The organism is Acetobacter pasteurianus subsp. pasteurianus LMG 1262 = NBRC 106471 (assembly GCF_000285275.1).
In the GTDB taxonomy this organism is placed as follows: domain Bacteria; phylum Pseudomonadota; class Alphaproteobacteria; order Acetobacterales; family Acetobacteraceae; genus Acetobacter; species Acetobacter pasteurianus.
This window is the reverse complement of the sequence record NZ_CADO01000004.1, coordinates 58130-82293: the sequence shown is the minus strand read 5'-3', so window position 1 is coordinate 82293 and position 24164 is coordinate 58130. Positions and strand designations below refer to the sequence as shown.

Annotated in this window: 20 protein-coding genes; 9 read left to right on the top strand and 11 right to left on the bottom strand. The window is 54.4% G+C overall.

Features of this window, described 5'->3' with window-relative positions; all coding sequences use genetic code 11:
• The first annotated feature begins 238 nt into the window (after positions 1–238).
• The 4 genes from tpiA (at position 239) to kdsA (ending at position 3956) form a co-directional block, all read left to right on the top strand.
• A complete protein-coding gene (gene tpiA, locus APA10_RS01505; protein ID WP_012812904.1) occupies positions 239–979 on the top strand; it encodes a triose-phosphate isomerase in 741 nt (246 codons plus the stop codon).
• 26 nt (positions 980–1005) lie between these two features.
• Positions 1006–1350 carry a preprotein translocase subunit SecG gene (secG, locus tag APA10_RS01500; RefSeq protein ID WP_003629964.1) on the top strand — a complete coding sequence of 115 codons (345 nt, stop codon included), beginning with the start codon at positions 1006–1008 and terminating at the stop codon, positions 1348–1350.
• Positions 1351–1491: 141 nt separating this feature from the next.
• Positions 1492–3126 carry a CTP synthase gene (locus APA10_RS01495; RefSeq protein ID WP_003625521.1) on the top strand — a complete coding sequence of 545 codons (1635 nt, stop codon included), beginning with the start codon at positions 1492–1494 and terminating at the stop codon, positions 3124–3126.
• Positions 3123–3956 (top strand): 3-deoxy-8-phosphooctulonate synthase, encoded by an 834-nt coding sequence (kdsA, locus tag APA10_RS01490; RefSeq protein ID WP_003629962.1) that lies wholly within the window; start codon positions 3123–3125, stop codon positions 3954–3956. The genes APA10_RS01495 and kdsA overlap by 4 nt, the downstream gene beginning before the upstream one ends.
• 110 nt (positions 3957–4066) lie before the next feature.
• On the opposite strand, the gene gyrB is transcribed toward kdsA, so the two are convergent.
• From gyrB to mutM, 6 genes are all read right to left on the bottom strand, one after another.
• On the bottom strand, positions 4067–6505 hold the full coding sequence (gene gyrB, locus APA10_RS01485; protein WP_003629960.1) for a DNA topoisomerase (ATP-hydrolyzing) subunit B: 2439 nt from the start codon (positions 6503–6505) through the stop codon (positions 4067–4069).
• A 90-nt stretch (positions 6506–6595) separates the two neighbouring features.
• Positions 6596–7744: a DNA replication/repair protein RecF gene (gene recF / locus APA10_RS01480; protein ID WP_003629959.1), complete on the bottom strand. Its 1149-nt coding sequence runs from the start codon at positions 7742–7744 to the stop codon at positions 6596–6598.
• Between the two features lie 45 nt (positions 7745–7789).
• Entirely contained in the window at positions 7790–8914 is a 1125-nt protein-coding gene (gene dnaN, locus APA10_RS01475) for a DNA polymerase III subunit beta (protein WP_003629958.1), read from the bottom strand.
• A 115-nt stretch (positions 8915–9029) separates the two neighbouring features.
• Positions 9030–10463 carry a chromosomal replication initiator protein DnaA gene (dnaA, locus tag APA10_RS01470; RefSeq protein WP_012812906.1) on the bottom strand — a complete coding sequence of 478 codons (1434 nt, stop codon included), beginning with the start codon at positions 10461–10463 and terminating at the stop codon, positions 9030–9032.
• Positions 10464–10803: 340 nt separating this feature from the next.
• Positions 10804–11073 (bottom strand): 30S ribosomal protein S20, encoded by a 270-nt coding sequence (gene rpsT / locus APA10_RS01465; RefSeq protein ID WP_012812907.1) that lies wholly within the window; start codon positions 11071–11073, stop codon positions 10804–10806.
• 137 nt (positions 11074–11210) lie between these two features.
• Positions 11211–12050: a bifunctional DNA-formamidopyrimidine glycosylase/DNA-(apurinic or apyrimidinic site) lyase gene (gene mutM, locus APA10_RS01460; RefSeq protein WP_003629957.1), complete on the bottom strand. Its 840-nt coding sequence runs from the start codon at positions 12048–12050 to the stop codon at positions 11211–11213.
• 29 nt (positions 12051–12079) lie between these two features.
• Between mutM and APA10_RS01455 the strand changes: the two genes are divergently transcribed.
• Genes APA10_RS01455 through APA10_RS01435 form a run of 5 tightly spaced genes read left to right on the top strand, consistent with a single transcriptional unit; the run spans position 12080 to position 17734 of the window.
• Positions 12080–12862: a class I SAM-dependent methyltransferase gene (locus APA10_RS01455; protein ID WP_003625501.1), complete on the top strand. Its 783-nt coding sequence runs from the start codon at positions 12080–12082 to the stop codon at positions 12860–12862.
• A gap of 11 nt (positions 12863–12873) precedes the next feature.
• Positions 12874–14103, top strand: a complete 1230-nt coding sequence (gene coaBC, locus APA10_RS01450; RefSeq protein WP_003629956.1) for a bifunctional phosphopantothenoylcysteine decarboxylase/phosphopantothenate--cysteine ligase CoaBC — start codon at positions 12874–12876, stop codon at positions 14101–14103.
• Positions 14104–14138: 35 nt separating this feature from the next.
• Positions 14139–14618, top strand: coding sequence for a dUTP diphosphatase (dut, locus tag APA10_RS01445; RefSeq protein WP_003629955.1), 480 nt, complete (start codon positions 14139–14141; stop codon positions 14616–14618).
• A complete protein-coding gene (locus APA10_RS01440; RefSeq protein WP_003629954.1) occupies positions 14615–16363 on the top strand; it encodes an ABC transporter permease in 1749 nt (582 codons plus the stop codon). The genes dut and APA10_RS01440 overlap by 4 nt, the downstream gene beginning before the upstream one ends.
• Positions 16364–16378: 15 nt before the next feature.
• Positions 16379–17734 (top strand): ABC transporter ATP-binding protein, encoded by a 1356-nt coding sequence (locus tag APA10_RS01435; protein ID WP_003625493.1) that lies wholly within the window; start codon positions 16379–16381, stop codon positions 17732–17734.
• A gap of 12 nt (positions 17735–17746) precedes the next feature.
• Here APA10_RS01435 and msrA read toward each other — a convergent pair whose 3' ends face one another.
• The 5 genes from msrA to APA10_RS01410 all read right to left on the bottom strand — a co-directional run bounded on the left by msrA (position 17747) and on the right by APA10_RS01410 (position 24113).
• A complete protein-coding gene (gene msrA / locus APA10_RS01430; protein WP_003629953.1) occupies positions 17747–18283 on the bottom strand; it encodes a peptide-methionine (S)-S-oxide reductase MsrA in 537 nt (178 codons plus the stop codon).
• Between the two features lie 79 nt (positions 18284–18362).
• On the bottom strand, positions 18363–21056 hold the full coding sequence (locus APA10_RS01425; RefSeq protein ID WP_003629951.1) for a valine--tRNA ligase: 2694 nt from the start codon (positions 21054–21056) through the stop codon (positions 18363–18365).
• Positions 21057–21197: 141 nt separating this feature from the next.
• Entirely contained in the window at positions 21198–21839 is a 642-nt protein-coding gene (locus APA10_RS01420) for a DUF2497 domain-containing protein (protein WP_003629949.1), read from the bottom strand.
• Positions 21840–21875: 36 nt separating this feature from the next.
• Positions 21876–23315, bottom strand: a complete 1440-nt coding sequence (locus APA10_RS01415; RefSeq protein ID WP_003629947.1) for a TolC family outer membrane protein — start codon at positions 23313–23315, stop codon at positions 21876–21878.
• Positions 23316–23435: 120 nt separating this feature from the next.
• A complete protein-coding gene (locus APA10_RS01410; RefSeq protein WP_035365891.1) occupies positions 23436–24113 on the bottom strand; it encodes a protein-L-isoaspartate O-methyltransferase family protein in 678 nt (225 codons plus the stop codon).
• Positions 24114–24164 lie beyond the last annotated feature (51 nt).

The window sequence follows — 24164 nt, the reverse complement described above, 5'->3', positions numbered from 1 at the left end:
GATCCACAGCTATGCTTAAAAAACATCATACCACAAAAGGGTATGCACAGGCGCGGCACCATAAGGGTAGCTGCGGTGCTTGACCAGACATAACCGTGCCTGCACGCCAGACAGGCAAGAATAAGCCACCTGCTCTCTTGCCCCAAAGGGTGCGTCTATGGTTTAGCCTTCATGGAAGAACCATATTGTAAAACGCGCGTGCCCGTTGGCATGGCGCGCTACAGGCAAGGAGCAGGGCATGACCAGACAGATTATTGTCGGCAACTGGAAAATGAATGGCCTAAGCCGTGATTCGCAGGAACTCGTCAAGGCTATTACCAGCGGCCTGCCCGCCAACAGTGCGGATGTTGTGGTGTGCCCGCCCTTTACCCAGCTTGGGCTGCTGACAGATATGCTCAAACCCACACCCGTAAAACTGGGTGCACAGGATTGCCATCAGGAAGTTTCTGGCGCGCATACGGGTGATATTTCTGCCCCCATGCTGGCCGATCTGGGTGTGTCCTACGTTGTTCTGGGCCATTCAGAACGCCGTCAGGAACACGGTGAGCTGGATGAAACGGTGCGTGAAAAAGCCATGGCTGCCGCCAAAGCCGGGCTAACCCCTATTGTCTGTATTGGTGAAACAGAAGATCAGCGCGAAACTGGTGAGCACTTTGATGCGCTGGGTTGGCAGATCAAGGGTTCCCTGCCCGATGGTTTTAACGGTATTCTGGCATATGAGCCCATCTGGGCCATTGGTACGGGCCTTGCTGCCACCACCGATCAGATAGCCGAAACCATGAAATTCCTGCGTGAAGAATTGGTGCGGCAGTTTGGAGAGGCTGGAAAAGTCATCAAAATCCTGTATGGAGGGTCCGTAAACGCCGGGAATGCGGCCACCATCCTGCCCATTCCTGAAGTGGCGGGTGCGCTTGTTGGCGGCGCCAGCCTTAAGGCGGACGCGTTTCTTTCCATCGTCAGTGCAGCATCTGCTGCCTGATTTGCTGTTCTGATCTGGAATCTGACATGACCACAGCCCTGCTGATCCTGCATTTCTGTGTGACCATAGCCCTGATTGGCGTTGTGCTAATTCAGCGGAGTGAAGGCGGTGGCCTTGGAATTGGCAGCAGCCAGGGCATGGGGGCTTTCATGTCCGGCCGTGGAACAGCCAACCTGCTTACGCGCACAACGGCTGTGCTGGCTGGTGTGTTCATGCTGCTTTCCCTGTTGCTGGCCATGCTTTACAAAGGCTCTGTTACGGGTGAAGGGCACGATATTCTGGCCCAGCCCCCGGCAGCCACCACGCCCGCACCAGTTGCCCCGGCAACAACGGCTCCGGCTCCGCAGCCAGCTGCTCCGGCGCATCCGTAAAATGCAGGTTTCTCTCTCCTTTCCGCCTTGTGTGAGGAGAGAGCCCTTTTATCCCTTCAGCTCCGCATGTCCTGTGGCATGCGGTAGTTTGCGTTTGTCCATCTTTACCCGCCCGGCCTTGTCCGTGTAGGAAGTCTGCTCATGACCCGCTTTGTTTTTATCACCGGTGGTGTGGTATCCTCTCTTGGCAAAGGCATTGCATCTGCTGCCCTTGCTGCCCTGTTGCAGACGCGTGGCTACAAAGTGCGCCTACGCAAGCTTGATCCCTACCTGAACGTTGATCCCGGCACCATGAGCCCCTACCAGCATGGGGAAGTGTTTGTGACCGAGGATGGCGCTGAGACAGACCTTGATCTTGGCCATTATGAACGCTTCACAGGGGTGAACGCTTCCAAGGAAGACAACACCACAACAGGCAAGATTTATTCAGATGTTATCGCGCGTGAACGGCGTGGTGATTATCTGGGCGCAACCGTGCAGGTTATCCCGCATATTACGGATGCCATTAAAGATATTGTTGTGGCCAATACGGATGATCTGGATTTCGTGTTGGTGGAAATTGGCGGCACAGTTGGCGATATTGAAAGCCTACCGTTTCTGGAAGCTATCCGTCAGTTGCGCAATGATCTGGGTCCGGATCAGACCATGGTTGTGCACCTTACGCTGCTGCCATGGATCCCTTCTGCGGGTGAGCTGAAAACCAAGCCAACCCAGCATTCCGTTAAGGAATTGCAGAATGTGGGTATCCAGCCGCAGATTCTGCTGTGCCGGTGTGACCGCCCCATTCCGCCAACAGAGCGGCGCAAGATTGCCAATTTCTGTAACGTGCGGCCAGAAGCCGTTATTGCCGCACGGGATGTGGACACCATTTACTCCTGCCCCCTCTCCTACCATGCAGAAGGTATGGATACCGAAGTGCTCCGTTACTTCGGTCTGCCGCATGCAGAAGAGCCTGATCTGACAGGGTGGGAAAAGATTGTAGATGCCATCCGCCACCCGGATAACGAGGTGCGTATTGCAGTGGTTGGCAAATACACAGCCCTGCTGGATAGCTACAAATCCCTGAACGAAGCCTTGCTGCATGGTGGCATTGCCCACCGCACCAAGGTTGTTCTGGACTGGGTGGATGCCGAGGTTTTTGAAAAAGACCCTGCATCACTGGAAGCCAAACTGGGCGATGTAGATGCCATTCTGGTACCCGGCGGGTTTGGTGAGCGTGGGTCTCAGGGCAAGATTGAGGCCATTCGCTTTGCGCGTGAAAAAGGTATTCCGTTCCTTGGAATATGCTTTGGCATGCAGATGGCGGTTATTGAATGTGCCCGTAATCTGGCAGACCTGCCCAATGCATCCTCCACCGAATTTGGCTATACGGAAGAGCCTCTGGTAGGCCTGATGACCGAATGGGCACGTGGCAACGAACGCCTGCGCCGGAGCGAAGGCGGAGAACTAGGCGGCACCATGCGTCTTGGCGCCTACCCTGCCAAGCTGATTGAAGGCTCTCGCGCGGCAGAAGTGTATAATGCAACTTCCATCCGCGAGCGGCATCGTCATCGGTATGAAGTGAATATCCATTATAAGGATCAGCTTGAAAAAGCCGGGATGAAGTTCTCTGGTCTTTCACCAGATGGCATTTTGCCAGAAGTGGTGGAATACCCAGATCATCCGTGGTTCATTGCAGTGCAGTATCACCCGGAACTGAAGTCTCGCCCATTTGCACCGCATCCGCTGTTTGCCGGTTTTGTTGGCGCTGCGCTGGAGAAGGCTAAAAAAGCATGACGCAGGCATTGGGTTCAGATTTCCAGCTTGGGTCTTTGTACATCGGGAACGATCAGCCATTTGTGCTGATCGCCGGGCCGTGCCAGATTGAATCTGCGGCCCATGCCATGGAAACAGCCACAGCGCTGAAGGAAATCTGCCAGAAGGCTGGTATCGGGCTGATTTACAAAAGCTCGTTCGACAAAGCCAACCGCACCAGCATTTCCAGTGCACGCGGCATTGGCATGGCAGAAGGGCTGGATATTCTGGCAAATGTGCGCAACACGCTGGATATTCCGGTGCTGACAGACGTGCACGCGCCAGAACAGTGTGCGCCTGTGGCTGAAGCTGTGGATGTGCTGCAAATTCCCGCTTTTTTGTGCCGACAGACAGATTTGCTGCTAGCCGCCGGGAAAACAGGCGCTGCGGTGAATGTGAAAAAAGGCCAGTTTCTTGCCCCGTGGGACATGAAGCACGTAGCCGCCAAAATTGCCTCTACCGGCAATAATCGCATCATGCTGTGCGAGCGCGGCACCAGCTTTGGTTATAATACGCTGGTAAACGATATGCGCGGCCTGCCCATTATGGCCCAGACCGGTTACCCTGTTGTGTTTGATGCCACACATTCTGTGCAGCAGCCCGGTGGCTTGGGGGGCGCATCTGGTGGCCAGCGTGAGTTTGCCCCTGTGCTCTCTCGTGCTGCTTTGGCAATTGGTGTAGCGTCTCTGTTTATTGAAACGCATGAGAACCCGGACCAAGCACCGAGCGATGGACCTAACATGCTGCCAATTAAAACCCTGCCTGCTTTGCTGGAGCAGTTTAAACAGATTGACGCTCTCATTAAGGGGTAAGCAGCCAGCTTGCTTTCCAGCAAAAAGCCGCAACCTGATTTTTCAGGCTGCGGCTTTTTTTGTAGCTTCTGCAAGGGAGAGATAAATTCTCTCCCTTGTTTATGCAGGTATTAGACGTCCAGATTGGCAACCTTAAGTGCGTTGCCGACAATGAAGTCACGACGCGGTTCAACAATATCGCCCATCAGGGTGGTGAAAACATCACCCGCTTCTTCCACATCGCCTACGCGTACCTGCAACAGTGTGCGCATAGCCGGATCCAGCGTGGTTTCCCAAAGCTGGGCATCATTCATTTCGCCCAGACCTTTAAAGCGGTTGATGGTCAGCCCACGGCGGCCCTGTGCCAGCAGTCGGGCGTAAAGATCAGCCGGGCCGCTAAGCTGGTGCTCGGTGGTATCGTTTTTCAATGCTACGCCTTCTGCAAAGTCTTTTTGCAGGCGGTTTGCTTGCATGGTTAGCCAGCGGGCATCGTTACTGGCCAGCATAGTTGGGTCAATGCGGTACACTTCCCCTACCCCACGCACATTGCGGGCCAGTTCCACACCGTCCGCACTTGCAACGGCTTTCCAGCTTTTTTCATTTTCAGCAGATGCGGTATCAAGGCGCTGCTGCAGTGCTGGCATCCGTTGCTGAAGCTGCTCCACATCCGTTGTCAGCGCGCCAGCCAAGGCTACCTGTTCGATAATCCAGGATGGGATGCGGTTGGAAAGGCGGTTAATAGCCTGCGCTGCCTGCCGGATGAATGGAAGATCAGCAGCCAGTTCTTCACCACTTACTACGCGTTTATCTGTATAAACAAAGCTGGCATTGTTCAGGGCCTTGTTGAGCAGATATTGCTCAAGTGCTGCATCGTCTTTCAGATAGGTTTCTTCATTCCCGCGTTTGGCACGGTAAAGCGGTGGCTGGGCAATATAGAGGTAACCGCGCTCAATCAGTTCCGGCATCTGGCGGAAAAAGAAGGTCAGCAGCAGTGTACGGATATGAGAGCCGTCCACGTCAGCGTCAGTCATGATGACAATACGGTGGTAGCGGAGTTTCTCAATAGAGAAGCCACCCTGCTCTGGTTCACCACGGCCAATGCCTGTGCCCAATGCGGTAATAAGTGTGCCAATTTCGGCAGAACCCAGCATACGGTCAAACCGGGCGCGTTCCACGTTCAGGATCTTACCTTTAAGCGGCAGAATAGCCTGAAAGCGTCTGTCACGCCCCTGTTTGGCGGTGCCACCTGCGGAATCACCCTCCACAATAAACAGTTCAGCTTTGGCGGGGTCACGCGCCTGACAGTCTGCCAGCTTACCGGGGAGTGATGAAACGTCCAGCACCCCCTTGCGGCGTGTCAGCTCACGTGCCTTGCGCGCGGCTTCACGCGCAGAGGCTGCATCCAACACCTTGGAGATAACAATTTTTGCTTCTTTGGGGTGGGTTTCAAACCAGTGGCTGATAATGTCCGCGGCCGCGGCATGCACAACCGGCTGCACTTCGGAAGAAACCAGCTTATCCTTAGTCTGGGATGAGAACTTGGGGTCTGGCACCTTAACGGACAGGACAGCCGTCAGTCCTTCACGCATATCTTCCCCTTGCAGGGAATGCGCATCTTTTTTGGCAATGCTTTCGGCATATTTGCCAACAACGCGCGTAAGCGCCTGACGGAAACCTGCCAGATGGGCCCCACCATCGCGCTGCGGAATGTTGTTGGTGAAGCACAGCATGGTTTCATGGAAGCTATCGTTCCATGTCAGTGCAAACTCTACCTTAATGCCGTTATCCGGGTTTTCCAGACTGCCAGTAATAGGTGGCGCAAACAGCGAAGTGCGAGACCGATCCAGCCAGTTTACAAAAGCTTCCAGCCCGCCTTCGTAAAAGAATTTTTCTTCCCGCACGGGGGTAACGCGTGCATCACGCAGCACAATTTCCAAGCCGGAGTTCAGGAAGGCCAGTTCACGCAGGCGGCGTTCCAGAATGGTGAAATCAAAATCCGTTTTGGGGAATGTTTCACTGCTGGGTTTGAAGGTAACTTCCGTGCCAGAGGGCTCGGAAGAAGGGCCAACTATTTCCAGCGGGGCATCACGCTCACCGTGCTGGAAGCGAATGAAATGTTCCTGCCCGTTACGCCAGATGCGCACTTCCATCCATTCGGAGAGTGCATTCACCACAGCGGCACCCACGCCGTGCAGACCACCAGAAACCTTGTAGGAGTTCTGGTTAAACTTGCCGCCAGCATGCAGGCGCGTCAGCACCACTTCCGCAGCGCTGATGCCTTCTTCAGCATGCATATCTGTGGGAATGCCGCGCCCGTTATCACGCACGCTAACGCTGCCATCTGCGTTGAAAGTGACGACGCAGCGAGATGCAAAACCAGCCTGAGCCTCATCCACTGCGTTATCAATAATTTCAAACGCCATGTGGTGCAGGCCGGAACCATCATCCGTATCACCAATATACATGCCGGGCCGTTTACGGACAGCATCCAGCCCCTTCAGCACAGAGATCGACGCGGCATCATACTCTTCGGAAACGGCAGATGGCGTGGGCTGAGAGAGGTCGGTCATAAGAACGGTACGCTCCGTACAGGAAAGAACAAAAAACCTTTTATTCTTATACCCTGATCAAACCTCTGGGGCCAGATTGAGCAGCATGTTTTATGGGCTTGAGGGCAAAAAAGCTCCGTTTTTCAGGGTTTCAAACTGGGCAGTCTGCTTAAGGGGGGCAAAAGGCGCCTGATCTGTGCCGGTGAGCAGCACGGTTGTGCGAAAATCCTGCACAATTTCCAGTAATGAGGCCCGGCGCGCGGCATCCAGATGCACCAAAGGTTCATCCAGCAGCAAAATAGGTGGTTGCCCCCGATAGTCTGTGACAAGCCGGGCATGTGCCAGCACAACGCCAATAAGCAAGGATTTTTGCTGGCCAGTGCTCGCCAGTGCGGCCGGTTGTCTGGATGTGAGATCTTCTAACAGAAAATCACTGCGATGCGTGCCAAACGTGGCACGGCCACGTGCGGCATCATCTTCGCGCAAGTCGGCGAGTTTTTCTCGTAGCCAGTCCTCTACAGCCAGTGCCGGAGATGTTTCCAGTTTTTGAGCTACAGCGCATTCCAATGTCGCAATAGCAGCGGGGAAAGCACCCAGACCATTTTGGGCGTAATGGCAGATCTGGCGCACGGTTTCCTGCCGAGCCGCGGCCACAGCCACAGCATGCCGCGCCATGGAGGCCTCCAACCCAGAGAGCCATGAATGTTCGGAAAAGCGTGTTTGCAGCAGCCGGTTACGTTGTGTCATGGCGCGATCATACGCAGCCAGTTCCCGCGCATGGTGGGGCGTAACTGCCATAACCAGACGGTCCAGAAAGCGCCGCCTGCCGGACGCGCCTTCACTAAACAACCTGTCCATTTGCGGGGTAATCCACACAGCAGCAAGCGTATCTTCCCACGCCTCCTGCCCCCGGATCTGCCGCCAGTTTAATAAAAAAACGCGGCGGGGCCTCTCCTGCCCGCCCTGTGTGCCGGTGCCGAGTTCAAGAAACTCATCTTCAGTTTCAATGCGCGCAGAAACACCCCAGTTGGTTGCACCCATGCGGCCGAATTGTGTAAGGGGTGCCGCCCGCAGCCCTCTGCCCGGAGAGAGAAGAGAAACTGCTTCCAGCAAATTGGTTTTGCCGCTGCCGTTTTCGCCTGTCAGCACCAACAGGCTTGCATCGGGAGACCATACAAGCCGTTCGTAATTGCGAAAATTGGAAAGCGTAAGTTTAAGAAGCCGGGGCATGCCACGCTGCTTCTGTTGGCCAGCCTGCATTTTGGCAGTGCAGGCTGGCCGTAAGTGTTAAAGCAAAAAAACGGATCACACGCGCATCGGCATGAGAACATACAGTGCGGATGGGCTATCTACATCGCGCACAATGGTGGGGGATGCGCTATCTGCAAACGCAAATTCCACCTCTTTTTCCACCTGATCAGTAATGTCGTTCAAATAGCGTGCCTGAAAGCCGATTTCCAACCCTTCTGCATCGTAGGAAATGCGGTTGTCATCCAGTTCTTCCTTGGCTACCCCCTGCTCTGCACTGCTGGCAGACAGAGTGAGCAGGCCGGGTTCTAGCGTTAGTTTGACCGGGCGAGAGCGTTCCTGGCTAATTGCGGCAACACGGGCCACGGCATCGGCAAAGTCTTTTTTGCCAACCCGCAAAATGCGTGTGTTGTTGCGCGGGATAACACGTTCATATTCAGGGAACGTGCCGTCAATCAGCTTGGATGTGAGTGTAACAGGCCCTGCCGTAAACTGGATACGCGTTTCAGAAAGCGCAATTTCCACTTCTTCCGGCGCTTCATCAATCAGCTTGCGTACTTCGGCCACTGTTTTGCGCGGAACAATAACGCCCGGCATCCCGGCGGCACCTGCAGGCAAATCAGCTTCTACACGGGCCAGACGGTGTCCGTCAGTTGCCACGGCGCGCAGCTTGGCTTCGCCATCCACTTCTGTGCCATGCAGGAAGATACCGTTCAGGTAATAGCGGGTTTCTTCGGTGGAAATGGCAAAACGCGTGCGGTCTATCAGCGAATGTAGTGTGGTTGCAGGCAGTTTGAACCGATGCGGGAAATCCCCTGCGCCCATGGATGGAAAATCATCCACGCTCAGCACGTTCAGGCGGGTAGCATAGCGGCCAGCACGCAGCAGAAGCGGGCCTTCGCTATCGGCCTGATCCAGCTCTACATCCACGCCATCGGGTAGTTTGCGCACAATTTCGTACAGAACGGCTGCTGGTGCAGTTGTAGCCCCTTCCCGCGTGATCTTGGCGGGAACTTCCTCAACCACTTCAATTTCCATATCCGTGGCTTTCAGGCTGAGCTGTCCGTTAGCTGCCTGAATAAGAACATTGGCTAGAATGGGTATGGTGTTACGCTTTTCCGCAACACTCTGGATATGGGCCAATGCCTTAAGCAGTGTTGCGCGTTCCGCCGAAAACTTCATCTAACCCTCTTTCCTGCAAGACAGGGCCTCTGTTTTGCAAGAGGCATCCGCTTTTTCCACCCCGAAAAGTAACAGGTGGGCATTATCAGTCAATCCCTTTGGAATCTCTACGTTTTCAGCTTTCCAGCATCCGCCGCAGGAGTTCCACATCTTCTGCAAAAGCTGCATCCAGCCCCATAAGTTCCGTAACGCGATTTACCGCATGCATAACGGTTGTGTGGTCACGATTACCGAACTTGCGCCCAATTTCTGGCAAAGAGCGGCTTGTAAGCTGCTTGGCCAGATACATGGCAACCTGCCGGGGGCGTGCAACATTGCGCGCCCTACGGGCAGATGACATGTCTGTGAGGCGGATATTCCAGTGTTCTGCCACTTTTTTCTGGATTTCCTCAATCGTCACACGGCGGTCGTGCGCCTTGAGGATATCGTGCAGCACTTCCTGCGTAGCTTCCAGCGTAACCGGCCGACCAAACAGGTTGGCATGCGCGATCAGGCGGTTGAGCGCGCCTTCCAGTTCACGCACGTTGGACGTGATTTTGTGTGCCAGAAACTCCAGAACCTTACCGGGCACCACAACGCCAGAAGCCGCTGCTTTTGATTCCAGAATGGAAATACGCAGTTCAAACGTGGTGGCGTGAATATCTGCCACCATGCCGCAGCCCAAGCGCGTGCGCAGCCGATCTTCCAGCCCTGAGAGATCGGATGGAGATTTATCAGCCGAAACCACAATCTGCCGTCCGGCATCAACCAGCGCGTTAAAGGTATGGAAGAATTCTTCCTGCGTGTTGTCCTTGCCGATCAGGAACTGCAAATCGTCAATCATCAGCACATCGACGGAACGCAGCTGTTCCTTGAACTCGATGGTGGATTGAGAACGGATGGCCGCAATAAACCGATACATGAACTTTTCGGCAGACATGTAGGCCACAGACACATTGCCGCTCTGGATCAGTTCGGCCCCGATGGCGTGCATCAGGTGTGTTTTACCAAGCCCAACGCCGCCATAAAGAAACAGTGGGTTAAACCCAACGCTGGAGGGTTTTTCTGCAACGCGGCGGGCGCAGGCATAAGCAAATTCGTTCGGCTTGCCCACCACGAACGTATCAAACGTAAAGCGGCTATCCAGCGCGGTAACCAAATCACTCCGCACTTCTGGCGCGGTACGTGCTGCTGGGGTTGCCTCTTCCTGTGCGGGTGTTGCGGCGGCGGTGCTGGGCACATTTTCCAAAGGTATGGGCGCAGGATCACCGGCGCGGGCAACCTGTAGCTCTACCCGGCGGATGCTGGGGATTTCCTGATTCCACAGTTCACTCAGGCGGTCACCATACTGGCTTCTCACCCAATCGCGCAAAAAGCGCGTGGGCAAAAGCAGGGTGATTTCATCGCCATCAATCGGGCCCAGCGCAATTTTGGTCAGCCAGGTGCGGTATTCAACTTCGCCAACTTCGCCCTTCAGGCGGGCGCAGATACGCAGCCACGATTCCTCAAGCCCCTTGCCGTCTTCAAGCCGGGAAAAGGCGCTTTCGTCATCGTCCACTCCGATTGTCATTTTTGCTCCCGAGCGGTCATTAAGGCGCGAATGGGTTCACGCAATTCACAAAACTGGCGGCAAGTGTGCTGCCGGTGCTGTGCAACATCTGTAACGGCCTTGGCGGCCTATGGTGCAGGCTTGCTTTTATCTTGCGGAAAGATAGCCCGAACAGCGCCAAGCCATCCAGCAAGGTAAAGCAGTGAGAGCAAATGGAGCAATCAATATTTCATGCTGCCAGCCCTGCTTGCACTTTATCCAGCCAAGGTGGTGATAAAAACAAAGCCGAACCATCTGGGTGATGATTCGGCTTTATCTCAAAGCGTCAGATGGCCACCATTTAGGTGGCCCCGCACTTTCCTCAGGCCGGAGCCAGTGCTTTCACACGGGCAGACAGGCGGGAAATTTTGCGGGCCACTGTGTTGTGGTGGATAACGCCCTTGGTGGCCGCACGCTGGATTTCTGGCTGAGCAAGGCGCAGTGCTTCGCGCGCAGCGCCATGATCACCAGCTTCAACTGCGGTTTCTACTTTCTTGATGAAAGTACGCATGCGGGATTTGCGGGCGGTGTTACGAGCAGTCCGCTTCGCGGTCTGCCGGATGCGCTTACGCGCCGAAGCGATATTCGCCATGAGTTTCTATTCTGTCCAGCACTTAAGAAAGATTAAAAGGGCAGACACGCCGGAACGCGCTACCCAAAAGAGTAAGCGGTGCTGTAATGCACCTAAGCGCCTTCCGTCAAGCTTCTTCCGTGCCGACCACTAGGATTTTACCCGTTTTTCTGCCTTTGGGGACAAAAAAATGTGGATCGTCCGGCTTGTGTTATCTGCTGCACGCCAGAACATGCAGGGGTGCCGGGGCAATTGGGGCATGGTTTGCCCGTTTGCCCATATACCCGCCATGCGTGCTGGAAGTATCCTAGCCCGCCTTCTGGCCGCACATAATCTTTCAGGCTGGAGCCACCCGCTTCTATGGCCTCTTCCAGCACATCTCGTATGGCTTGCGCCAATTTGCGGGCTTTGGGGGCTGTAAGATTACAGGCCGGCATGGTTGGGGCAATGCCAGCCCGAAACAGGGCCTCGCACACATAAATATTGCCCAACCCGGCCACAACCTTCTGATCAAGCAGAAAAGGTTTGATAGGCATCCGCCTGTTCTTACTGGCGGCTAATAGGGTTTTGGGGGTAAAATCAGGCTCAAGGGGCTCAGGCCCCATGCCTGCCAGCAATGGGTAGGTATCTTCCTGATCTGTGGGAACCAGATCCAACATACCAAACCGGCGCGGATCTATGTACCCGCAACGCTTTCCGTCCTGCAGAATCAGCACGACGTGTTCATGCGGTAACGGCTCGGTTGGAGAATCGAGAAGCACACGCCCAGACATGCCCAAATGCCAGATTATGGACATTCCACCAGACAGGCGCATAAGAATATATTTGCCCCGGCGACGAAAGCCTTCTATCCGGCGGCCTTTGATTGTTTGTGAGAAATCGGCAGGAATCCGCCATCTCAGGTCGTGACGGCGCACAATTGCTTCTTTGATGGTACCGTTTTGCAGGGCAATCTGCATCCCGCGCATTACGGTTTCTACTTCAGGGAGTTCCGGCATGGCTAAAAAGCAGGGTATAGGGGAACCCCATGACCGACAACAGCTTTACGCCCTCCCCCGCTTCTTCTGACGCAACAGTGGAAGAAACGGATTTCGGCTTCCGTTCCGTAAGGAAGGAAGAAAAGAAAAACCTTGTTCGTGACGTGTTCGATAGCGTTGCTGGCAAGTATGACGTGATGAATGACATCATGTCCCTTGGCATCCATCGGGTATGGAAGCGTATTTTTGTAACAGAGCTTGGCCCGCAGCCCGGCATGTCTTTGTTGGATCTGGCCGGCGGCACGGGTGATATCACCTTTGGCTGGCTAAAGGGCGGCGGCGGCTCTGCCATCATGACCGACATCAACAGCAGCATGCTGTCTGTTGGGCGGGACCGGGCCATTGATCGTGGTTTTGTGTCTGATCTCTCCTTTTGCGTTGTGGATGCAGAAGCCATTCCGCTGCGTGATATGTCAGTAGATCGGGTTTCCATCGCTTTTGGCCTGCGTAACTGCACAGATAAAATGGCAGTGTTGCGTGAAGCGCGGCGCGTGCTCAAGCCTGGCGGACGCTTTCTGTGCCTCGAATTTTCTCGCGTTCAGGTAGCAGCTCTGGCCCCTATTTATGATGCATGGTCTTTTAAGGTGCTGCCTGCCATGGGCAACCTGATTGCCAAGGACCGTGACAGCTACCAGTATCTGGCAGAAAGCATCCGCACCTTCCCGGATCAGGAAACACTTGCAGAGATGTTCCGTGAGGCCGGGTTCTCTCACGTGCGGTATCAGTCTCTTTCCGGCGGTATTGCAGCCATTCATTCAGGCTGGCGCGTATAAGGCCAAAGGGTATGGATGTGGCTTTGCCTTCTCGTTCCATTCTGCTCATTGTGGGCGGCAGTATTGCTGCCTTCAAGGCGCCGGAGTTGGTGCGCCTGCTTAAAGGTGCGGGTATGCAGGTGCGCTGCGTGCTGACGGAAGGTGGAAGCCAGTTTGTAACGCCCCTTACCCTGCAAGCGTTAACTGAGGAGCCGGTTTATACAGACCTGTTCTCTTTAACGGCTGAGCAGGAAATGGGGCATATTGCACTTTCCCGCTGGGCAGATCTTGTTCTTGTCTGTCCTGCATCTGCCAATTTGCTGGCGCGCATGGCGGCGGGTCTGGCGGATGATCTGGCCAGCACGCTTTTATTGGCCACAGATGCGCCTGTTATGGCTGTTCCCGCCATGAATGTGAGAATGTGGGAGCACGCCGCCACGCAGGATAATGTGGCCACGTTGCAGCAGCGCGGTGTGCACGTTGTGCCGCCCGCCATTGGCCCTATGGCGTGTGGTGAGTTTGGTGCAGGCCGTATGCCAGAACCCGCCGATATTCAGGATGCCGTATTGGCCTTTTTTCGCCATCAGCAACAACAGAATGGCCCCTTGGCGGGTAAATCTGTTCTGGTAACGGCTGGCCCTACGCATGAACCGCTTGATCCTGTGCGGTATCTGGCTAACAGGTCATCTGGTAAGCAGGGTTATGCCATTGCAGCAGCATTGGCAGACCTTGGGGCAACAGTTACGCTGGTAAGTGGCCCAACTACGCTACGCGCTCCTGCCGGTGTTACATATGTTGCGTGCGAAACGGCTTGCCAGATGCTGGAATGCGTTAAGGCCGCCGCTCCGTTTGATGCTGCAGTCTGCACTGCAGCGGTAGCAGATTGGCGGCCTGAGGTGCAGGCTGGGCAAAAGATTAAAAAAATCAGCCGCGATGACGTGCCCGCTCCTATTCGGCTGGTAGCTAATCCGGATATTCTGGCCGAAATTTCGGCTCCCGGTCCGCAACGGCCCGCCCTGGTTGTAGGGTTTGCAGCGGAAACAGAAAAGGTTGAAGCGCACGCAACTGCCAAGCGCCAGCGCAAGGGATGTGACTGGATTGTTGCAAATGATGTAAGTGCTGGCACAGGTATTATGGGGGGTGATAGGAATCAGGTTGTTCTGATAACCGCCCAAGGAAGTGAACGCTGGCCGCATATGCCAAAGGAAGAAGTTGCACAAAGGCTTGCTTCCCGCATGGCAGATTGGTTTACAGAAACCTGATAGACTGTTTTTGAAATTTTTATAGAGGCTTGTTTATGTCTGCACCCATTTCTCCTTCGGCTGATCTTAGTGTGCAGGTGCAACGCCTCCATCATGCACAGGGCCTTCCCCTACCCACCTATGCCACGGCAGGTGCCGCGGGGATGGACCTGCTGGCCGCAGTAGCAGAACCCGTGGTGTTGCTGCCTGGCGCACGGGTGCTGGTGCCAACAGGGCTGCGTATTGCTCTGCCCCGTGGGTACGAACTTCAGGTGCGCCCTCGCTCTGGTCTGGCTCTTAAGCACGGCATCATTCTCCCCAACTCTCCCGGCACAGTGGATGAAGATTATCGCGGAGAACTGGGCGTTATTGTGCTGAATGCCGGGCAGGCTCCATTTACCATTGAACGCGGCATGCGTATTGCGCAGGCCGTTGTGGCACCCGTAACGCGGGTGGTATGGGCCGAATGTGATGAGTTGGATGAAACACAGCGCGGCGCAGGTGGGTTTGGCAGCACGGGAACCGGAGTGCCATGAACAGAAGCTGGATGAACCTTGTACCTAGGCCACAAGGTTCGTCTTCTCTGCCTTTACGTTATCTGAACAGCGCAGATGCCCTGCTGCTTTTGTGTCTGGCTGCAGCGGCAATAGCGCTTGGGGCGGCGGTAAGGCACATGCTGGGGCCATTGGTGGCACCCGCCAGCATGCCCATACATCTGGATATGTGGTACCTGCCCGGTTACGCGTTGCGTACAACCATACGCATGTTTGCGGCTTTGGCGTGCTCATTGGTGTTTACGTTTGTGTATGCAACGCTGGCCGCAAAAAGCAGGCGTGCAGGACAGATTTTGGTGCCGCTGCTGGATGTGCTGCAATCTGTTCCCATCCTTGGGTTTCTGTCTTTTACCATCACGTTTTTTCTGGGGTTGTTTCCGGGCCGCATACTGGGCGCAGAATGTGCGGCCATTTTCACCATTTTTACCAGTCAGGCATGGAACATGGCGTTGGGCATGTATCAGGGCTTGCGGTCTGTGCCGCCTGAGCTGGAAGAAACCGCCCGCTGCTTTGGTCTGACAAGCTGGCAAAAGTTCTGGCGGCTGGAAGTGCCCTGCACCATTCCATCCTTGGTGTGGAACGCCATGATGTCCATGGCCGGTGGCTGGTTCATGGTGGTGTATTCTGAAAGCATTACTGTTGGCAGCACGGATATCACCCTGCCGGGCATAGGCTCCTATGTGGGTATGGCCATAGACCAGCAGAATATTGGTGCTGTAGCCGCAGCCATTGTGGCCATGATGGTTGTTATTTTGGTGTACGATCAGGTGCTGTTCCGGCCTTTGGCGGCATGGGCTACACGCTTTAGGCTGGAAAGCGTTAACGCAACCCAAGTTGTGGAACCGTGGTTTTTGCGGCTGGTGCGCCGCACACGTTTGTTGCGGATGTGCGGGAACGCCCTGCTCTCTGTTGGCCGGCGTATTAGCTACCTGCCTCTTGGGTCTCGTCCCGATACCATGCGGGTCGATGCGGATGAGAGCACTGGTGGCCCGGATTGGCTGTGGTGGGGCTTGCTTCTGCTCGTCTGCATCGGGGCTTCATGGCAGGTGTGGGACTATGCCCATACGCATTACACACTTGGCCAGATTGCCTATGTGTTTGGGTTGGGCGGCATAACATTGGTGCGTGTGGTCAGCATGTTGGTGCTGGCTTCGTTAATCTGGGTGCCTGTAGGTATCTGGTGCGGGCTGGACCCAACTCGCGCCCGGCGGGCACAGATATTGGCGCAGTATGGGGCAGCTTTTCCGGCCAACCTGTTCTTTCCGGTATTTGTGGTGGTGATTGTGCATTTCCGCTTAACCCCAGATATCTGGCTCACTCCCCTGATGATTTTGGGGGCGCAGTGGTACATCCTGTTCAATGTTATTGCCGGGGCCTCCTCCTTCCCATCCAATCTGTTGGAAGTTGGCCGGAATCTTGAAGTAAAGGGCTGGTTCTGGTGGCGGCGCATCATCCTGCCGGGCATTGCGCCTTATTACCTTGTTGGCGTTATGGCAGCAGCAGGTGGCGCATGGAACGCAGCCATTGCATCTGAAGTGGCGCAATGGGGAGAAACAACCCTAACGGCTCATGGTCTGGGCGCTTATGTTGCGCAAAGCACTCAGCTTGGAAACATTAGCAATGTTGGGTTGGGTACGGTGGTGATGTGTGTATTTGTCATGTTCACCAACGCTTTGGTATGGCGCCCTTTGTCTGATTTTGTGGCGCGCCGCCTGAAACTGAACTGAACCGGATAGATAGCAATGGCATCTGGCCCAGAGAAAAAAACATTTCCATCCGGCTCTGTTTTGGCAGAAGCACGCAATGTCAGCCGTTTTTACCATAAGGACAGCGCCGCCGATGTGCAGGTGCTGGATAATATCAGCCTGACCCTGCATGCCGGAGAAATAGTGGGGCTGCTTGGGCGGTCTGGTTCTGGCAAGTCCACCCTGCTGCGTATTCTGGCAGGTTTGTTGCCGCCTTCATCTGGAGAGGTATTGTGGAAAGGGCAACCCCTACATAAACCCACGCAGGAAATTGCTGTGGTGTTTCAGTCTTTCGCTCTGTTTCCGTGGATGACGGTGGAGGAAAACGTAGCACTGGGTTTGGATGCGCGCGGTGTGCCTGCGGCAGAGCGTGATAAGCTGGTTGATGATGCCATAGATCTGATTGGGCTTGGCGGCTATGAAAACGCATGGCCCAAGGAACTTTCTGGCGGCATGCAGCAGCGTGTGGGGCTGGCACGCGCCTTAGTGGTGCATCCTGATCTGCTGCTGATGGATGAGCCCTTTTCTGCTCTAGATGTGCTGACAGCAGAAAATCTGCGGACAGACCTGATTGAGCTTTGGTCGGAAGAAAAGCTGCCGGTTCAATCTATGCTGATTGTGACGCACAATATTGAAGAAGCCGTGCTGATGTGTGATCGCATCGTGATTGCATCTTCCAACCCCGGACGCATTGCGCATGTGTTGCATGTGCCGTTTGCGCACCCACGCAACCGCGAAGATGCAGAGTTCCGCCAACTGGTGGACCACATTTATGCGTTGATGACGCAACGTGCCCCTATTGTTTCCGAAGCGGATCTGGCACGCCGCGGCGCGCCGCAGGGGGCTGCCCTCACCCGTTCCTTCCGGGCTTTGGTGCCTGTTTCCATCACTATGATGATTGGGATGATGGAAGCCTTGGCCGCACCCCCGTTGAATGGTCGGGCAGATTTGCCGGTATTGGCAGAAAAGCTTCAGCTTGAGCTGGATGATCTGTTCCCGTTGGGAGAATCTCTGGAGCTTCTGCGTCTGGCAGAGCTGGAAGATGGGGATATTCTTCTCACCAATGAGGGCGTGCATTTTGTTCTGAGTGATCTGGATGAGCGCAAGGCCATTATGGGCCACGCGCTGCTGCATAATGTGCCATTGGTGCGGATGATCTGCACCCTACTGGATGAACGGCCTACACACAGCATTAAGGCAGAACGCTTCCGCAGTGAGCTGGAAGACAGCATGTCTGCCGATTACGCACGCCAGACACTCCAGACCATTATTGGCTGGGGCCGGTTTGCGGAACTGTTTGACTATGATGAAGAAGGAGACCGCTTCTTTCTGGAAGATGAAACTTCCGAATAAGCAGTCTGCTCTTTATGCGGGGCTAAAGTAACGCGCAAATTCCTTGCGGGCTTTAGCCACTTTGGGGCTGATAATCACCTGACAGTACCCCGCCATGGGGTTGCGGGCGTAATAATCAAAATGCGCTTCTTCCGCAGGCCAGAAAGTGGTGAGAGGCTGAATTTGCGTCACCACAGGCTGATCGCCCCAGATTTTTTCCTGCGCGATGTCTTGCTTTGCACGTTCTGCAAGCTGCTTTTGCTGGTCGTTTTCATAGAAAATGACGGAGCGATACTGCGTGCCCTTGTCATTCCCCTGCCGGTTCAGGGTGGTGGGGTCGTGCATAACAAAGAAGATGCGCAGAATTTCAGCGTAACTGATAATGGCCGGGTCAAACTCCAGCCGGATCACTTCGGCATGGCCTGTCTGCCCGGTGCACACCTGCTGATAGGTAGGATGCTGCACCGTGCCGCCAGCATAACCCGGCGCAATGGAGAGAATACCCTTCATGCCGCGGTAAACGGCTTCTAGGCACCAGAAGCATCCACCGCCTAATATTGCTGTTTCCATGCTTCTGTTCTCCTTTCCTATGTGGGCAAAATAGCCTGCCAGCAATTAAGCCAGCAGGCTATATCGTCTCGCGCGGTTGTTACCCGATACGAGACAGAGCGGCCTTCAGGCGCACACATTCACCCTGCTGTGCTTCCAGGCGCTCCCGCATTTCCTGCACCACTTCTGGTTTGGCGCGCGTGACGAAGTTTTCGTTGCCAAGTTTCTTTTCGGTTTTGGCAACTTCATCTTCCGCCTTGCCCAGTTCCTTTTTCAGGCGCGCACGTTCGGCATCCAGATCAATCAGCCCTGCCAGCGGGATAATAAGGGTTGCCTCATCCACCACAGCCTGCGCAGAACCATGCGGAATATCCCCCTGCAACGGTGCAACTTCCGAAACGCGCGCCATACGGCCAATGGCTTCCTGCCAACGCTGCGCGTGCTCCAATGTTTGCGGCAAGGCGTCTTTCAAAAAGACCGGGGCCTTCTGTGCTGGCGGCACGTTCATTTCAGCGCGCACCGTGCGGATTTCCGTAATCAGGCGGATAATCTGATCGCACTCTGCCTGAGCGGCTTCTGCTCCGGCAGGTACAACAGGTTCTGGCCAGCTTGCAGAAATAAGGCTGCCTTCTTCCCCATATCCAAAGGAATGCCACAGCGTATCCGTTACAAACGGAATAACAGGTTGCAGCAGACGCAGGATAACACCCAGAACATAAGCTGCTACCGCGCGAATTTCGGCTGCTTCGGCTTCATCTGTGGAGTTGAATACGGGCTTTGCAAATTCCAGGAACCAGTCACAGAAGCGGTTCCATACAAAGCGGTAGCAGCTGAGCGCGTATTCATCAAAACGGTAGGAATCCAGCGCCCGTGTTGCTTCCGTAATGGCAGCAGCAGCTTCCGCGATAATCCACCGCCCTAGCGGAGATTTCACGGTTGCTGGGTCAAACCCTTCTACAGGTTTAACGCCGTTCATTTCGCAGAAGCGTGCAGCGTTCCAGAGCTTGGTGATGAACGCGCGGTAGTCTTCCACCCGTTTGCGGCCCAGTTTGACATCTCGGCCAATGCCGGTAAGCGCGCAAATGGTAAAGCGCATGGCGTCTGCACCGTACTGATCAATCAGTTCCAGCGGATCAATACCGTTGCCTTTGCTTTTAGACATCTTCTGCCCGTGCTCATCGCGCACAAGGCCATGAATGAAGATGTTGCGGAACGGCACATCGTGCATGAAGTGCTGGCCCATCATCATCATCCGGGCAACCCAGAAGAAGATAATATCAAAGCCTGTTACCAGCACATCAGTGGGGTAATAGCGGGCGAGTTCTGGTGTTTTATCTGGCCAGCCAAGTGTGGAAAACGGCCACAGAGCGGAAGAAAACCACGTATCCAGCACGTCTTCATCACGCCGCAGTTCTACGGGCTTGCCGTAATGGGCGTTGGCCTGTGCCTGTGCATCGGCGTCATCATGCGCCACAAACACGTGTTCATCCGGCCCGTACCATGCCGGAATACGGTGGCCCCACCAAAGCTGGCGCGAAATGCACCAAGGCTGGATATCACGCATCCATGCAAAGAAGGTGTTTTCCCACTGTTTGGGAATAAAGCTGGCGCGGCCAGATGTAATGGCCTCCACTGCTGGGCCAGAAAGCTTACCGGCATCGCAATACCACTGTGTGGTCAGGCGTGGTTCAATAACCGCACCGCCACGTTCAGCATGTGGTACCTGGTGGCGATGGGGTTCGATTTTTTCCAGCCAGCCATCTTCTTCCAGACGGGCAACAATGGTTTTGCGTGCTTCCTCGCGGGAAAGGCCAGACAGGCTGCGCACAAAGGCTGGGTCGGCCAACCCTTCAACAGCGCTCAGGTCCTGCTCAATTTCGTCCAGCACAACACGGGCCTGATCGTCCAGAACAGAGATCATGGGCAGGTTGTGGCGGCGGCCGACTTCGAAGTCGTTAAAATCGTGCGCAGGGGTAATTTTAACCGCACCCGTGCCTTTTTCCGGGTCCGAATGTTCATCCGCAACAATCGGGATCAGACGGCCGGTGAGTGGCAGGCGAACGGATTTGCCAATCAGGTTTTTATAGCGTTCATCTTCTGGGTGAACAGCTACCGCAGTATCACCCAGCATGGTTTCTGGTCGCGTGGTGGCAACCGTAATTGTTGCATCCCCGGCACCTTCAACTGGGTAGCGGATATACCACAGGTTACCGGCAACATCCTTGCTTTCCACTTCCAGATCGGAAATGGCGGAGCGGAAAACCGGGTCCCAGTTCACCAACCGGCGGTCACGATAAATCAGCCCTTCGTTGTAAAGAGTTACAAATACTTCCCGCACCGCGCGGGAAAGGCCTTCATCCATCGTGAAGCGTTCACGCGGCCAATCGAGCGACGCCCCAAGGCGGCGCAGCTGTTTGGTAATGCCGCCGCCGGACTGCTCTTTCCATTCCCACACGCGTTCGATAAACGCATCGCGGCCCATTTCCTGACGGGTTTTGCCTTCGGTGGCCAAGGTGCGTTCCACCACCATCTGGGTGGCAATGCCTGCGTGGTCTGTACCGGGCTGCCACAGGGTATCAAACCCCTGCATGCGCTTCCAGCGGATAAGAGTGTCCTGCAATGTCATGGTCAGGGCATGGCCCATGTGCAGGGTGCCGGTAACATTCGGCGGTGGAATCATAATGGTGAACGGCTTTTTGCCGCTGTTGGGCTGTGCAGAAAATGCCTTTCTGCTTTCCCATAATTCGTACAGGCGTGTTTCTATCTGGGCCGGCTCAAAAGACTTGTTCAGCATATGTATTCCACCACACAACGTAAAAAAGGCGGCAGGCATGTACTGCCTCCGCCTTTGCAGAGCAATCATCCGGTTTTAAGCAGCGCACCCGTTACTGAAATGTGTGCGTTCACCCAGTAACGGCGTGTCTGTTTTCCGGTATTACAGACCGCGCTGCGTCAGACGTTCCACTTCCTTACGGACAGCAGCCTGCACGATGCCTGCAAGATGTGCATCCAGCCACTTTTTAAGGAACACGCGCACTTCCTGGCGCACGATATCTTCAACAGTCAGAGACCCTTCATGTGAAATAGCCACTTTTCTCTCCTCATGCTCTCTTAGATACTTATCCTGCAGGGTTTTCTGCAGAACAGCGAATGAATTTGATGTATCTGACATGGTTTCGTCATTCAGGGGGATTGGGAGAGGACCAGACATATCGTGTTCTGCCTTTTCAGTTAGCGGGATCTGTCTCAGATCAGTTACGGATAGGATACCGTCATCATGAGCGATAGGTGATGACTGCACAAGAGCCGCGTCTTCTCCCATATTGACTGGATGATGAGCCGAATTGTCGGGCTGGCTGGCGTGATGATCCGGCTGTGTTTCCTGCACAAGTCCTTCCATCATGGAAGGTGAAAGAACCAGCATATCATCGTCTTCATCACCCTCAGCGGAGTCTGTGTCTGAAGAAGGGGGAGCCATGGCTGCCAGATGCTCATCATGCAGGGTCTGCCGGATAGAAGACAGCACATCTGCTACTGATTTACCTGTACCTTCAGATGGATCCTGTGACGATGCCATACAATAACCCCTGCCCTTACCCTTGCTGTTCAGCTTTTAGCGTCCTGGCTGGCTGACCGCATAATCGTTCAGCCCCCATAGACGGTCTTTTACAGCGTTATAGTAAGCTTTGTCATCATAAAGAGGAACATTCAACTTGAGATCGGCTGCCGTCAGGCGGCCAATGGCGGCTGCAACGTTGTACGAAGTCAGCACCATATTGCTCAGGCTTTGTACAAGGGCCACCTGTGCCTGTAACAGAGTTTGCTGTTGCTGCAAGACTTCTAGCGTTGTGCTGGTGCCGACAATAGCTTGCCGTTCCACCCCATCCAAGGCCACGGTGCCTGCCTGAATAGCGGCGCGGTTACTGTTGATTGCGGCCTGATAGGCGACCAGTTTCTGCCAGTTTGAAACAGCATCCTGCGCGGCTGTTCTGCGCTGCACATCAACTTCACGGTGTGCTGCTTGCGCCTGCTGCTTGGCTTGCCGCACGGCTGAATATTCTGAGCCACCCTGATAAACCGGGATATTGAAGTTGATGATGGCGTATTTGTTTTCGTCAATCTGGTTGTTCAGGCTTTGGTTAACAGAGCGCTGATAGGCCAAAGTGGCGGAAACTTTGGGCATAATGGCTGCCATTGCCACAGCTACGGCATCTTTTTGAGAAGATTCAGTAAAAAGTGCGTTGATAACATCCGGGTTGTTTTTAACGGCTAATGCTGCTGCCATCTGTTCATTTTTAACAGGCAATACCAGCGGCTGCGGCGGCACCAGATTAGGTGGCGGTGCCATGCCCACAATTTGCATATATGTGGCCTGCGCAGTTTGAAGTGTGCCTTCAGATTGCTGGCGGGTAGCCTTGGCTGTTGCATAGGCAGATTCAGCCTGCGCAACGTCTGTGCGGGTAATTTCCCCTACACGGAAGCGTTCATTCGTTGCGCGAAGCTGTTGTTGAAGCACGCGTTCGTTGTTGATGTTCAACTGTAAAAGCTGTTCATCTTCGATAACCGACACATATGCATTCACAACCTGCTTGAACACTTGCTGTTCAGCGGAAATCAGATGTGCACGGGCTGCCATAACCTTGTTGACAGCCTGATGTGTGGAGGCTGTTGTTTTGCCACCCGTATACAAAGGCTGGTTAACGCTTACGCCAGCCGCATAACCTGGAGTATTATATTTGCGGAGATATCCAGAAGATGGTTGATCTGCTTCCCCTTGATAATCGTTTGAGCCCTTATAATAAGAAAGTCCTACCGTGCCAGTTACAGTGGGCCGCCAGCCTGCCAAGGCGGTTGGCACCTGCTCATCTGTAGCACGTAAGGTGGCGCGCGCTTCCTGAAGGGTTGGGTTTGTCAGATAGGCTGCGGCAAGCGCTTCCTGCAACGTATGTGGCACAAAGGTTGGCGAACCGCTGCCATCGTATTTCTGTCCCCATGCAGTGGAACTGCATAGCAAAACAGCCATACCTACCCCTGCTCCGCAAATACGCCGCATCTGATACTCCTGATTCAGTTACCGTATTGCCGCTTAAGGCACTGCTCATGCCACGATACTGAACCTATTTCTACAAATTTGTAATCAGGTGCGGCAGAATATCTTTCTAAAAGTTTATTTCTAAAATTCAAAAGTAATGGGTGCGGCAAGATCTGGCAGTAAGGGAAGCTGTGTTTCAAAAAGGTTAGTGACAATAAAACTGGATGCACTTTTAGGCTCTCTCATGGCGATAAAGGCTTTTGCCAATTTGTTGGGAGAGGCCATTACGCCAGCCATAGTGCCGGACGCAGCAAGTTGTGCGGCACAAAAGGCAGGGAAACGCAGAATGGCACCATCAAAATAAATAACATCATAAGGTGCATTGCCTGCTGCTCCCTCGTTGAGAGGGGCGATGACCCATGAAACGCTAAGGGCTTCTTGCTGGCAAAAGAGCTGCCCCTGTTCGGCCAGACGTGTATTTGATTCAAGCGCAGTAACATTGGCGCCAAGAGCAGCAAAAAGTGCAGCCGTGTATCCGGTGGCTGCCCCCACAACAAGAACCCGCGCCTTTTCTGCCGGCATAACGGCCTGCACGAGGCGTGCTGTAAGCAACGGTTGTGGCAAAACACGCCCCTGCCCCAGAGGGAGCGTGATATCTGCATAAGCAACAGAGTGCTGGTCGGGCATAACACAACATTCACGGGGCAATTCCCGCATGACCGACAGTAATGAGAGGTTTGTAATTTCTGAAGGGCGAAGCTGATCGTCCACCATTAGGTTACGTGCTGTTTCCATATCTTTATCTTTTGGATACGGCATCGGGTAGGAATTCTGCTGTCTTGCGGCCTGAAATGTCACGTTTTCCCATCC